Here is a 13,140-nt window from a genome sequence, read left to right as displayed (position 1 = left end):
ACATGTCAGCACGCGCCGTCACCGACGCCACCTTCGACCAGGAAGTCATCAACAACGAGAAGACCGTCCTGGTGGACTTCTGGGCCGAGTGGTGTGGCCCGTGTCGCGCCGTCAGCCCGATCCTCGACCAGATCGCCGCGGAGCACTCCGACAAGATCGACATCGTCAAGCTGAACGTGGACGACCACCCGGCCCTCGCCGCAAAGTACATGATCACCTCCATCCCCGCGATGAAGGTCTTCCAGAAGGGTGAGGTCGTCAAGACCGTCATCGGCGCCAAGCCGAAGCCCGCCCTCGAAGCCGACCTGGCCGCCTACCTCAAGTAGCCGCCGGCAGGTTCTTCCGCGAACCCGACACCCGCCCGGCAGCCGCCGGGCGGGTGTTTTTGTAAATTCAGGCGGATGCGGCCGCTGAGCGACGCACCCCATACGATTAAGGCCACACCAGAACGGATATGACGTGACAGCGATAGGCACCTCCCAGGCCGGCAACAACCTCGACCCGTGGTACCACCACTACGCCGAGCGAGCCGCCGCCCTGCGCGCCTCCGAGGTTCGCGCCCTGTTCGCCGTCGCCTCACGCCCCGAGGTCGTCTCCCTTGCCGGTGGCATGCCCTACGTCGCCGCCCTGCCCCAGGACCTCGTGATCAACGCGATGGACAGTGTCATGCGCAAACAGGGCCCCGTTGCGCTGCAATATGGCTCTGGCCAGGGAGTTCCCTTGTTCCGTGAGCAGATCCTCGAGGTCATGGCGCTGGAAGGCATCCGCGCCCACGCCGATGACGTCGTCGTCACCACGGGGTCGCAACACGCTCTCGAACTGGTCAGCAAGCTCTTCCTGGACCCCGGCGACGTTGTCATCGCCGAGGGGCCGAGCTATGTCACGGCCATGGTCATCTTCAAGTCGTACCAGGCCGATGTCGACCACGTACCCATGGACGAGCACGGCATGATCCCCGAGGCCCTCCGCGAACACATCGCACGCCTGAAGGCCGCCGGTCGCAAGATCAAGTTCCTTTACACGATTCCCAGTTTCCACAACCCGGCCGGGGTGACCCTCAGCTGGGCCCGCCGTCTGGAGATCCTGGAGATCGCGAAGGCCAACCAGATTCTGGTCCTCGAGGACAACCCGTATGGGCTGTTGTATTTCGACCAGAAGGCACCGGATGCCATGCGTTCCATCGAACGGGACGGTGTGGTGTACCTGGGGACCTTCTCCAAGACCCTCGCCCCCGGCTTCCGGGTGGGTTGGGCCCTGGCCCCGCACGCCATCCGCGAGAAGCTCGTGCTGGCCAACGAGGCGGCGGTACTCTCCCCCAGCTCGTTCAGCCAACTGGTGATCTCCGAGTACCTGTCCACCGCGGATTGGAAGGGTCAGATCAACACCTTCCGCGGCGTCTACCGCGAACGCAAGAACGCCATGCTTTCCGCGTTGACGGAATACCTTCCCGAGCTCACCTGGACCAACCCCAACGGCGGGTTCTACGTGTGGCTCAACCTGCCGGATACCCTGGACTCCAAGGCAATGCTGCCTCGCGCGGTCAAGGAGCTCGTGGCGTACACCCCCGGCACGGCGTTCTTCGCGGATGGTCAGGGTCGCCAGAACATCCGGCTTTCCTTCTGCTATCCCACGCCGGACCACATCCGCCTGGGTATCCGTCGCCTCGCCACCGTCATCCGTGACGAACTAGAGCTGCTCGACACCTTCGCCGGAACAGGCTCGCTGTTTCCCGCCCACGACGGTCGCCGCTTCGGCGCCCCGCCGCCCGACATCAACTAACCCCGCGTTTCTCCGGCTCGAGCTAAGGAAAACCCCAGATCATGAGCGAATCAGAGTTTCTTGACATTGTGGTGCTCGCGGGTGGAATCTCGCACGAGCGCGACGTCTCCATGCGCAGTGGCCGCCGGGTGGCAGACGAGCTGACCGGGCTCGGTCACACCGTGGCCGTGCTCGACCCGCAGGCGGGACTCCTCACCGAGCTAGCCACCCGCAAGCCTGACGTGATCTGGCCCGTTCTGCACGGCGCGACCGGAGAAGACGGTGCCCTGCTCTCACTGCTCGAGACCACCGGGATCCCGCACGTCGGCCCGCGTGGCACCGCGGCGGGACTGGCCTGGTCCAAGCCCACCGCCAAGGAACTTGTACGTCGCGCCGGATACGCCACCCCGACCTGGATCGCCCTCTCACGTGAGACCTTCCGCGACCTCGGTGCAGCCAGTGTGCTTGAGCACCTCGTGACCGCCCTAGGCACACCCCTGGTCGTCAAACCCGCCCAGGGTGGCTCTGCCCAGGGTGTGACCATTGTCGACACAGCAGCGGGTCTCCCCCGCGCCATGGTCGATGCCTACACCTACGACGAGACCGCCCTCGTTGAGACGAAGATCGAAGGCACCGAGCTTGCCGTCACGGTCATCAACACCGGTGCCGGGCCCGTCGCACTCCCCGCCGTTGAAATCGTGCCCGTGAGTGGCGTCTTCAGCTTCGAAGCTCGGTACAACGCCGGCGAAACGCTCTTCTTCACGCCGGCCCGCATCGCGCCGGATGTGGCCCAGCGGGTGGCCGAGACCGCCGTGGCGATTCATAGCCTGCTCGGGTTGGCCCAGCTTTCCCGCATCGACCTGATGGTCGACGCCGAGGGGGTCGCATGGTTCCTCGAGGCGAACGTCCTGCCCGGACTCACCGAAACCTCACTCGCCCCGCAGTCCATTGAAGCCTCCGGAGAGTCACTCGGAACTGTCTATGCGGCCCTCGCTCGAGCGGCCTCCACCAGCCTGCAGTAGCCACGCGTTGCCGTCATGTTTCACGTGAAACACCCCCCCTCCGAGGCTGGGTGTTTCACGTAAAACATTGTCATCGACGACTCCCAGTGGCCGCTCGTCACCATTTCGCCGGTCCGGCCAGAAAGCGAGACGCGCCCTTCGGTGGTCGAGCTGGTCGAGACCCTGCTGGAGGCACCGTGGCTGCCACCCGCTCCTGGCGACAGATCTGAACTTCGTCCCCAGGTCATTTGATTTGGCGGCTCCGAGCGCCACCGCGCGTCCACTCCCCCACGCGTCAATGCCGGCGAAGTAGGTTGAGAGCGCCACAAATCGCCCTCGACTGGCCCAAAACCGGCCCAAATTGCGCTGTAGAGGCCGTTGTATGCGCTCGCGTGCAGCCCATTGACACCGGAATCCCGCTTTCGACAACCAGAATCAACCGTGGGTGCGCATTCCAGACCCTGACGCGCAGGCCGCAACCACCTCGCCGGTCGAGCCTACTGAGACCCTAGGCGAGACATGTTTCACGTGAAACACCGGGCCGGAGAGGCGGTAGCTTCCGACGGCGCATCCGCCCTGGCCACCGAATTCGCCTCTATTTTCGCTGAAACAGCTCTCTGAAGTCTCCTCTTGCGGCCGCTCCCCTGGCGGGATCGTTCGTACTCATTAGTGCCAGAAACTTGACGTCGACATGTTCAATCAACCAAGCATGGAGCCGGCTGGGCCTATCCAGACGCGGGAGTCGAACCCCGACGGGCTGAAGCAAGCGAGTCAGGGCCCGTTACGTCTCCCGCGTCAATCCCCGACACCCTCACTGAGCGGTGGGGACGATCCCAACGCCAGGGGATGCACTCCGGACGCACGTGGGCCGGGCTTGACGAGACAGGAGACAGCCAGAAGTCCCGAGCCGCGGGCACCGCCAGATCCACCCGACGTGCTCCGGCCAGAACACACATGTTGCATGCCAATTCGGGGGTCGTGCCTATCGAGTCCCGACACGGCCAGTGTTTCACGTGAAACAACGCTCGGAGCAGGTCCTGCTGGCGCAATTCCGGGCCGTTTGACGTAAACCCGACACGTGAGCCATCGAACGGCCACTCCCCCGCTTTCGGACGGCCAAAGACAGCCCGGCGACGCCACGATCGTCTTACGAGCGTCCGGAATTGGGCCAGGAGTCGGTCACGGTGAGCGCTGAGCAGTGCGCGTCATGCTAGTCGGCCCAGTGAAACTGATGTCAGAACTCTCAAGCGGGTGGGTGAGACCTGAAGAGTCGCTTCCTCGCACGGGGCACCGTGAATTCGGGACGCCCAGTCAACCCGACTCGAAGGAGCAGCCATGGCATGCGCGTCGCACCCTCGTCGTTGGTCAAGCCCGTCGACACCACGCGCTGCAGATGTTTCACGTGAAACAAGAAACTCGACGGCATTCCCGTCGTGAGCCAGGGTTCGTCAACCACCGGCCACCCGGTATCTCGCCACGAAGGGGCTCCAGTAGGCGATTTTCCCGCCAGATTGGCGCGAATTGACGGCCCTGAGAGCCATCGTAAGGCCGCTACTCCGCTTGTCAGCTGCGCAAATGCCGGCTCGTCGCGCCACAGTCGCCCTCTCAACGCCCCAGATGAGCTCAAAATCGCGTAAACCGATGACTGCCGGCCGCGCGGTTCGGGCTCAGGAGCATCGAGGATCCGACTTCGACAGGCTCAATCCCGGGGACCCCCGTTGGATCGGACTCGTCGACAGGCCCAGGCCTGATTTCGACAAGCGCAATCAGCGAGGCCCGGCTGTGGGTGAGCGTGCGAGACCCTCGGATTCGAACATCAACCAAGTCAGTCATCGAGGCCTGGAAGGGGGGGCCAGGAGCCAAGCTGTCAGGACCCGGAAATCTGATGTCCACATGCTCAATCAGCGAGGACCACCGCGGGCGAGTGCGCCCGGAATCAGTAGGGAACCTCGCTCACCTCGATCAGCGAGACCCGCCGTTTGGCAGGCCTACCTCGTCCCACACCGAATGTTTCACGTGAAACAGTGCCCGGCTAGTTGGCTCCGAAGCCGGGTTCCCCGAGTACGCCGAGGATGCGGTTCAGGTCGCCGATCGTAGCGAAATCAACTGTGATCTGGCCTTTTCGTGCGCCCAGATTGATTTTCACGCGGGTATCGAGGCGGTCTCCGAGGTGTTCGGCGATCTCGTTGAGATGTCCCTGTCGCTTTCCGGGTGCGGGTTTCACGACAACGGGTTTGGGTCCGGCAGCGGCTGCGGCCTCAGCCGCCCGCACCGACAGGTCCTCGTTGACGATCTTGTCTGCGAGGCGCAACATGCCCTCGGTGTCCCCCACTGACAGCACTGCTCGCGCATGACCAGCCGACAGTACGCCGGCCGCCACACGAAGCTGCACGGCCTCCGGCAGCTTCAACAGGCGCAGGGTGTTGGTGATCTGCGGGCGCGACCTACCGATGCGGCTGGCCAGCTCTTCCTGGGTGATGTCGAAGTCCGACAGCAGCTGCTGGTACGCGGACGCTTCTTCGAGCGGGTTCAGCTGCGCGCGGTGCAGGTTCTCCAGCAGCGCGTCGCGGAGCATGTCGATGTCAGCGGTATCCCGCACGATCGCCGGGATGCTGTCGAGGCCGACTTCCTTGGTGGCGCGCAGGCGCCGCTCCCCCATGACGAGTTCGTACTTGCCCGGCTGTTCCAGGAGCGGACGCACGACGATGGGCTGCAGCACTCCGACTTCGCGAATGCTGTGCACGAGTTCGGCCAGGTCGTCCTCGTCGAAAACGCTGCGCGGCTGCACGGCATTGGGCACGATGTCGGCCGGATTCAAATGCGCAAGGCGCGCCCCGGGAACCGGAAGAAGCTCAACAGTGGTCTCGTCGGCCGCCTCGATCGTCGCCGTCGAAGCCGAACCTGCGGAAGACGTCGACGCAGAGCCGGGCACCGGGGAGGCGCCGGCGGTGCCCTCGGCGTGCGGGACCTCGTTGTACGGGAAGAAGACGTCGACGGGCCGGGCCTGTGACGGGTTGTCCTGCACGGGAATGAGCGAACCGATACCGCGGCCGAGCCCTGTACGTTTCGCCATTACTGCGCATCTCCTGTTCGTGGAACGCCCCGACGGGCGATTTCTGCGGCTGCTTCGAGGTAGGAGAGCGATCCTGCCGAGTTGAGGTCGTAGCTGATGACGCTCTGACCGTAGCTGGGCGCCTCAGAAACCCGCACCGAGCGCGGAATCAGTGTGTCCAGCACCTGTTTCGGGAAGTGATCGCGCACATCTTGCGCCACCTGGTTCGCGAGGTTCGTGCGGCTGTCGTACATGGTGAGCAGGATCGTCGAGACGATGAGTTGCGGGTTCAGGTGCTTCTCGATCAGCTCGATGTTCTTCAACAGCTGACTCAGTCCCTCCAGCGCGTAGTACTCGCACTGAATCGGGATGAGAACCTCCCGAGCGGCGACGAACGCATTGATCGTGAGGAGCCCGAGGGACGGCGGGCAGTCGATGAAGACGTAGTCGTAGGGGTCCGCCATCTCCTTGATGTGCAGGTCCAGGGCGCGACGCAGTCGCTGTTCCCGGGCAACGAGCGAAACGAGTTCGATCTCTGCGCCGGCCAGGTGGATGGTCGCCGGTACACAGTACAGCGCCCCGAACTCCGGGCTCTTCTGCACAACGTCCACCATCGGCAAGTCATTGATGATGACGTCGTAAACACTCGAGGTCTCGGCGCGGTGCTCCACACCGAGCGCGGTGGAGGCGTTGCCCTGCGGGTCCAGGTCGATCACGAGAACACGCGCACCCTGGCGGGCCAACGCGGCGGCCAGGTTGACGGCGGTGGTGGTCTTGCCCACCCCACCCTTCTGATTGGAGATGGTGATCACCCGGGTGCTCTCGGGCTTGGGTAGCCTCTCGGCGGCGATCACCTGACGGCGGCGGGTCAGATCCGAGATCTCCCGCGCCAGGGGGGTGCTGTTGTCGACGCCGGAACCGGGAGTGCCGGTCTGCTGGTCTTCGCCGGGATGTTTCACGTGAAACCTTTGCGTTCGACGGTTGATGAGCCACCCGAAAGGGTGCCCCGGAGTTCTCCGCCCATGTTGCGCGGATGTTGCCGGGGACTAGTCCACTGTAGCCTTAATGACCCGCGTGACGTCCTCCAGCACACCCTCGCCGAGGGTGAGGACCTCCACATCGCGCAGGCGGAACTTCTTGATCGGCTTGGCGGCGTTGGCGATCTCCCCCGCGGCACCCGCGCCCTTCATCAGCACGAGTTCACCGCCGGAACGCAACAGTGGGGCCGTGAGGGGAATCAGGGTCTTGAACGCGCTCACAGCGCGGGCGGTGACCTGATCCAGGGGCGTATCCAGACGGATGTCTTCGGCGCGGGCCCGCTGCACCCGTGCGTTGGTGAGGCCGAGTGCGGCGATCTGGCCGGTCAACCACGCCACTCGGCGTTCCATCGGCTCGATGAGCACGAACGAGACATCGGGCCGCGCGATCGCCAGCACCAGACCCGGCAGCCCGGCGCCCGATCCCACGTCGCCGACCAGGCCGGGCTTCAGGAGTGGTGCTACCACGACGCAATTCAGGATGTGCCGGCTCCACAACCGGGGAAGTTCGAGCGGACCGATCAGGCCGAGCTCCTCCCCCTGCTCGGCGAGGTGCCTGGTGAACTCTCGGGCGACCTCGATGCGGTCACCGAAGAGTCCAGCTGCAACGGCGGGCTCGGCCTCGAGGGTCTCAGTCATACTCGGTGTGGCTACGCTGCCGTGATGACGGTGTGACGGTCGCGACCTTCGCCCAGGGACTCGGAGACGTATCCGCGCTCCGAAACGATGTCGTGCACGAGCTTGCGCTCGTAGGACGACATCGGGGGGAGGGAAGCCTCCGTTGCGCCGCCTTCGATGCGCTCGATGGCGTGGCCGACGAGGTCGGTCAGCTCGGCCTCGCGGGCCTCGCGGGATCCGCCGATGTCGAGGATCAGCCTGGAGAACGACCCGGTCTTGTTCTGCACGGCCAGTCGGGTGAGCTCCTGCAGGGCGTTCACGGTGTCGGGCTTGGACAGCAGGCGCAGGTTCTGCGGGTCAACCGAATTCACCGACAGGTAGGCCCGTCCGTTCCGGGCATCGATGTCGATGTCACCGTCGAGGTCGCAGATATCCAGGAACTCTTCAATGTAGTCCGCTGCGATGTCGCCTTCCTGCTCCAGCTGGCCGATGGTGGGCGCGGCGTCGGACGCGGCATCCGCGTTGATCACGTCGGTGTTCTCAGTCACGATGTCCATCCCTCTTACTTCTTGGGGCCGGTCTGCTTCTTGGCACGGTTCTTGCCAACGGGCTGCTGGCGCTGGGCCGGCTTCTTGGGCTCGTCGACAATGATGACGTCTCCGTCGGTTGCGATGAGTTTGCCCTTGCGGGCGAGCCGCTCTTCGCGGGCCTTGGCGGCCTCACTGCCCGGTGTGGGCATGTTGCGAATGACGAGGAACTGCTGGGCCATGGTCCAGATGTTCGAGGTGAGCCAGTAGAACATCACGCCGAGCGGGAAGGCCACACCGGAGAAGGCGAAGACCAGGGGCAGCAGGTACAGCATGATCTTCTGCTGCTTGAACATCGGGCTGGCCTTGGTCTCCGGCGACATGTTCTTGGAGACGATCTGCAGCTGGGTGATGAACTGCGACGCGGTCATCAGGACGACCATGGTGGCCGCGATGATCATGACGGAGAGGTTGAAGTCCGCTCCGGAGGTCCACAGCGTCCACTGCTGGGCGAACGTGTCGTGCAGCGGGGCAACGCCGAACAGGTTGGCATTGCCGAAGCTGGTCGCCAGGGCCTGGTTGAGGGGGCCGACGCCGGCGTTGGAGCGCTGAGCGTCGTTGAGCACCGAGAACAGGGCAAAGAAGATCGGCATCTGCAGGAGCAGGGGCAGGCACGAGGCGAGCGGGTTGGTCCCGGTGCGCTTGTACAGCTCCATGGTCTCGCGGGACATGGCCTCTCGGGAGAACTGGTCCTTCTTGCCCTTGTACTTGTCCTGGATCTTTTTCAGCTGCGGCGCGACCTCGAGCATCTTGCGCTGGCTCTTGATCTGCTTCACGAAGATGGGGATCAGCGCAGCTCGCACCACGAGGACCAGGCCAACGATGGACAGCACCCAGGTGATGCCGTCGTTGTAGCCCATGCCGAGGTTGGAGAACAACCAGTGGAAGGCGACGAGCAGAAGCTCAACGGCCCACTTCAGCGGCCAGAGGATAGTACCTATGAGGTCCATACGTGCGGGTCAGCCCTTTCCGTGGCTAAAGGAACTACAAATCCAAACGACGTCACGGTGTAGCGACGGTGTCGTTTCAGGGGAACATCATCGATTCCGCCCTCAGCCCAAGGATGACAACGCAAGACCCGACGTGCGGCGAAAAAAGAGCCGACGATCAGGCCATATTCTTGGACGGCGCCGAGGGCGTACGCCGAACACGAGGGGTAGTACCGGCAAACATCGCCGTACAACGGTGAGATTACTGCGCGATAGACCCGCAGGAGCGCTACCCCGAGATTTCGGGGCAGCAATACCAACGTGAGGATCACCCTGTTCATCTCGCGCGCTGCCCCTTGACCAGTGCAGTCGACAGCTCGGCCACAAGATCGGGCCAGCTGGCGTGCACAGATGTCGGCAGTGCGCGAAAAACGATCTCCGTCCCGGCGGGAACGCCAGGAAGGAGATCGAAGCTTGCCGCTTTCAAACGACGACGCACGCGGTTTCGAACCACCGCGCCGCCCACGTTCTTGGCGACGATGAACCCGAACCGCACCGGGGTGGGTTCTGGGTTGCGGCGGAGGTACGCCACAGTGTGCGGGCCGACGACCCGCACACCTCGTCGAACGACAGCCTTATAGTCGCTCCCGCTCGTGATGCGATTGGCGTGAGCGAGCACGGGAGGTCTTACGCGGAGAGTTCGGTGCGACCCTTGCGACGACGAGCACCGAGGATGGCGCGTCCGGCGCGGGTGCGCATACGAAGACGGAAACCGTGCACCTTCGCGCGACGACGGTTGTTCGGCTGGAACGTTCTCTTGCTCATTGTTCAATCTCCACGTATTGGATCTCCGCAGGCCAAAACGAGCGGCCGGGAAAGAGTGAGGTAGCCCACGGGCTGGGGTCAACTGATTAAAACTACGGCTTCGCTCGCCCGTGGTCAAACTGACGACGCCCAAACGTTCGATTCTGCCCATTGAATTCCCATTTCCGGTACAGACACGCTGGCAATCTTCAAGCTAATTTGGCCTGACCGCCGGTCATTGACTACCGTGAGGACAAGTTATCCACAGGTTGTGGGTAAACCCTGAGAATCCAGTTGTTATTTGCCCACAGGCGGTGGATAACGTTGTGGATGAATCGTCCGATGGGCATTCTGTGTCCACCCGCGAAGGCTCTCTCAGGGCGGCAAACGTACAGATGAAGATTGTGGGAAACCATGCCAGACGGGGAACAGCCCATCAGCGAGACATGGCGGTCAGTTCTGACCATTCTGGAGTCGGACGACACGGTCACTCCGATGCTGTACGGCTTCCTGAACCTGGTCGAGCCCAAAGGCATCGCGGCCGGCACCTTCTACCTGGAAGTCCCGAACGAGTTCACCGCGAGCATGCTCAACGTGCGCATGCGGGTTCCCCTTCTCACGGCCATGGGCCAGCTCAGCGAATCGGTCGCTGTCACCACGTTCTACGTCGTGGTCAATCCCGAGCTCGAGCAGGAGTCCCTGCGTCCGGTTCAGGAACCCATCGAACGCCAGCCTGACATCGAGACGCCGGCCACGCCGCAGTCGGTTTTCGAAAGCACTCCCCCTGAGCGCCCCCACGACACCCGGCTGAACTCCAAGTACAGTTTCGACAACTTCGTCATCGGACAGTCCAACCGGTTCGCACATGCCGCGGCCGTCGCCGTGGCCGAGGCTCCGGCCAAGGCGTACAACCCGCTCTTCATCTACGGTTCCTCCGGCCTGGGCAAGACCCACCTGCTGCACGCCATCGGCCACTACGCGATGAGTCTGTATCCGGGCATCCGTGTGCGCTACGTCAGTAGCGAGGAATTCACCAACGACTTCATCAACTCGATTGCCAACAACCGCGGCTCCGCCTTCCAGAACCGGTACCGCAACATCGACATCCTGATGATCGACGACATCCAGTTCCTGCAGGGCAAGGCGGAGACCCAGGAAGCGTTCTTCCACACCTTCAACACCCTGCACGATCACAACAAACAGGTCGTCATCACCAGCGACCTGCCGCCGAAGGCCCTCACCGGGTTTGAAGACCGCATGCGGTCGCGCTTCGAGTGGGGCCTGATCACGGATGTCCAGGCTCCTGACCTGGAGACCCGCATCGCGATCCTCCGCAAGAAGGCGCAGAGCGAGAAGCTGCAGGTTCCGCACGACATTCTCGAGTTCATGGCGTCGAAGGTGTCGTCGAACATCCGTGAACTCGAGGGCACCCTGATCCGGGTCACCGCGTTCGCGAGCCTGAACCGCACCCCGGTGGACATGAACCTCGTGCAGACGGTGTTGAAGGACGTGATCACCCTCGACGAGGACAACGTGATCGCTCCGGTGGACATCATCACGAACACCGCGGACTACTTCAAGCTCACCGTCGACGACCTGTACGGTTCGTCACGTTCGCAGGCTGTGGCCACCGCACGACAGATCGCAATGTACCTGTGCCGGGAACTGACGAATCTCTCGCTCCCCAAGATCGGCCAGCTGTTCGGCAACCGCGACCACACGACGGTGATGTACGCGAACAAGAAGATCAGCGAGCTCATGAAGGAACGCCGATCCATCTACAACCAGGTGACGGAACTGACAAACCGCATCAAGCAGGATCACCGCTACAAGTAAGAGAAAATTTTTTTGTGTTTCGTACCTGTGGATAACCCTGTGGAAACTGCCCGGACAACTTGGCACAATCTGTAGAAACGCACGGCTCGCTTGTGAAAACTCGGAATTACAGAAACAAGTTCGTGTCATTCATTGGGCTTACCGCTCACAGGGCGTCCACAAGTTACAAGTTTGTAGTTCCCAGTCGCTGAGCGCTATCCACCGAGTTATCCACAGTTTCCACAGCGGTTAAGAAGATTAACGATTAACTTCATTAGCTCCAGGTCCAACAACCTTTACTCGCCGAGGCTCACAAGAAATGGGCAGCGGATAAACCCGACTAGCATTGAGGCCGTATCCAGGTCTCCACCGACAGGAGTGACTTCGTGAGATTTCAGGCCAATCGGGATGTCTTCAGCGAAGCCGTATCTTTCGCTGTCAAGCTCCTTCCCCAACGCACCACCCTGCCCATTTTGAGCGGCGTCTTAATCGAAGCGACAGAGACCGGCCTGATCCTGTCCTCGTTCGACTACGAAGTGTCGGCCCAGACCGAGATCGCCGCCGATGTCGAAGAGACCGGCAAGGTGCTCGTCTCCGGACGCCTTCTGGCCGAGATCGCCAGCCGGATGCCGAACGCTCCGGTGCGGTTTTCCACCAACGAGTCCCGGATCACCGTGAGCTGCGGTACCGCGAACTTCACCCTCCTGTCTATGCCGGTAGAGGAATATCCAAGTATTCCCCAGGTCAGCGCCCAATCCGGCCTGGTACCCGCCGAGGAATTCGCCGCGGCAGTCTCGCAGGTCGCTGTCGCCGCATCCCGCGATGACGTCACCCCGGTGATCACCGGCGTACAGCTGCAGATCACCGAGAACAGCATCAGCCTCGTCGCCACCGACCGGTACCGTGTCGCCGTTCGCGAGATCGACTGGGACCCGGGAGCCAACCAGGCCCAGGAACCGATCACGGCCCTGGTGCCGGCACGGACCCTGCAGGAGGTCGGTAAGACCTTCGGCCACAGCGGCACGATCTCGGTGGCCATCACCAACACCGACGACCGCGAACTGATCGCCTTCACCGCGGACAAGAAAACCGTCACGTCGCTGCTGATCAAGGGCAACTACCCGCCGGTGCGTCGCCTGTTCCCGGACAACGTCGACAACTACGCCGTGATGAACACCGCCGAACTGATCGAGGCCACCCGCCGCGTGCAGCTGGTGCTGGAGCGGGAGGCGGCCCTGCGGTTCAGCTTCACGTCCGACGGTCTCACCCTCGAGGCCATCGGCTCGGAGCAGGCCCAGGCCTCTGAGACCATCGACGCGATCCTCGCCGGCGGCGACACCGTCGTCTCTCTCAAACCGCAGTTCCTGCTGGACGGCCTCGGCGCCGTGCACTCCGAGTTCGTGCGCATCTCTTTCACCAAGACCGAGAACCCCAACAAGCCGGGACCCGTGCTCATCACGAGCCAGACGTCGCGCGAGCAGCCGGGCGCCGACAGCTACCGGTACCTGCTGCAGCCGAACCTGCTCCTGCGCTAACCCG

General features: G+C 63.1%; 13 protein-coding genes. 5 read left to right on the top strand and 8 right to left on the bottom strand.

Annotated elements, in window-relative coordinates:
- Nucleotides 1-2 precede the first annotated feature (2 nt).
- From trxA to E3O60_RS11920, 3 genes are all read left to right on the top strand, one after another.
- Entirely contained in the window at nucleotides 3-326 is a 324-nt protein-coding gene (gene trxA / locus E3O60_RS11930; protein WP_088457771.1) for a thioredoxin, read from the top strand.
- Nucleotides 327-459: 133 nt separating this feature from the next.
- Nucleotides 460-1,779: a PLP-dependent aminotransferase family protein gene (locus tag E3O60_RS11925; RefSeq protein ID WP_088457772.1), complete on the top strand. Its 1,320-nt coding sequence runs from the start codon at nucleotides 460-462 to the stop codon at nucleotides 1,777-1,779.
- 41 nt (nucleotides 1,780-1,820) lie between these two features.
- Complete coding sequence (locus E3O60_RS11920; protein WP_134498174.1) at nucleotides 1,821-2,780, top strand: D-alanine--D-alanine ligase; 960 nt, start codon at nucleotides 1,821-1,823, stop codon at nucleotides 2,778-2,780.
- 2,011 nt (nucleotides 2,781-4,791) lie between these two features.
- Here E3O60_RS11920 and E3O60_RS11915 read toward each other — a convergent pair.
- The 8 genes from E3O60_RS11915 to rpmH all read right to left on the bottom strand — a co-directional run bounded on the left by E3O60_RS11915 (nucleotide 4,792) and on the right by rpmH (nucleotide 9,807).
- Entirely contained in the window at nucleotides 4,792-5,832 is a 1,041-nt protein-coding gene (locus E3O60_RS11915; protein WP_134498172.1) for a ParB/RepB/Spo0J family partition protein, read from the bottom strand.
- Nucleotides 5,832-6,770 (bottom strand): ParA family protein, encoded by a 939-nt coding sequence (locus tag E3O60_RS11910; protein WP_088457775.1) that lies wholly within the window; start codon nucleotides 6,768-6,770, stop codon nucleotides 5,832-5,834. The genes E3O60_RS11915 and E3O60_RS11910 overlap by 1 nt, the downstream gene beginning before the upstream one ends.
- Nucleotides 6,771-6,857: 87 nt before the next feature.
- Nucleotides 6,858-7,487, bottom strand: a complete 630-nt coding sequence (gene rsmG / locus E3O60_RS11905; RefSeq protein WP_088457776.1) for a 16S rRNA (guanine(527)-N(7))-methyltransferase RsmG — start codon at nucleotides 7,485-7,487, stop codon at nucleotides 6,858-6,860.
- An 11-nt stretch (nucleotides 7,488-7,498) separates the two neighbouring features.
- On the bottom strand, nucleotides 7,499-8,023 hold the full coding sequence (locus E3O60_RS11900; protein WP_088457777.1) for a R3H domain-containing nucleic acid-binding protein: 525 nt from the start codon (nucleotides 8,021-8,023) through the stop codon (nucleotides 7,499-7,501).
- 5 nt (nucleotides 8,024-8,028) lie between these two features.
- Entirely contained in the window at nucleotides 8,029-9,003 is a 975-nt protein-coding gene (gene yidC, locus E3O60_RS11895; RefSeq protein ID WP_088457778.1) for a membrane protein insertase YidC, read from the bottom strand.
- Nucleotides 8,991-9,323: a membrane protein insertion efficiency factor YidD gene (gene yidD, locus E3O60_RS11890; protein ID WP_088457779.1), complete on the bottom strand. Its 333-nt coding sequence runs from the start codon at nucleotides 9,321-9,323 to the stop codon at nucleotides 8,991-8,993. Before yidD ends, yidC begins: the two co-directional genes overlap by 13 nt.
- The gene (gene rnpA, locus E3O60_RS11885) at nucleotides 9,320-9,661 is read right to left on the bottom strand and encodes a ribonuclease P protein component (RefSeq protein WP_088457780.1); all 342 of its coding nucleotides are present in this window, start codon (nucleotides 9,659-9,661) and stop codon (nucleotides 9,320-9,322) included. Before rnpA ends, yidD begins: the two co-directional genes overlap by 4 nt.
- Nucleotides 9,662-9,669: 8 nt before the next feature.
- Nucleotides 9,670-9,807 (bottom strand): 50S ribosomal protein L34, encoded by a 138-nt coding sequence (rpmH, locus tag E3O60_RS11880; protein ID WP_010204566.1) that lies wholly within the window; start codon nucleotides 9,805-9,807, stop codon nucleotides 9,670-9,672.
- Between the two features lie 393 nt (nucleotides 9,808-10,200).
- Here rpmH and dnaA point away from each other — a divergent pair, with 393 nt between their 5' ends.
- Both dnaA and dnaN read left to right on the top strand, forming a co-directional pair.
- A complete protein-coding gene (gene dnaA, locus E3O60_RS11875) occupies nucleotides 10,201-11,622 on the top strand; it encodes a chromosomal replication initiator protein DnaA (RefSeq protein ID WP_088454781.1) in 1,422 nt (473 codons plus the stop codon).
- A 365-nt stretch (nucleotides 11,623-11,987) separates the two neighbouring features.
- Nucleotides 11,988-13,136, top strand: coding sequence for a DNA polymerase III subunit beta (gene dnaN, locus E3O60_RS11870; protein ID WP_088454782.1), 1,149 nt, complete (start codon nucleotides 11,988-11,990; stop codon nucleotides 13,134-13,136).
- Nucleotides 13,137-13,140 lie beyond the last annotated feature (4 nt).

The organism is Cryobacterium sp. TMB1-7 (assembly GCF_004402435.1).
Taxonomy (GTDB): Bacteria; Actinomycetota; Actinomycetes; order Actinomycetales; family Microbacteriaceae; genus Cryobacterium; species Cryobacterium zongtaii.
This window is presented reverse-complemented; position numbering and strand designations above follow the sequence as displayed.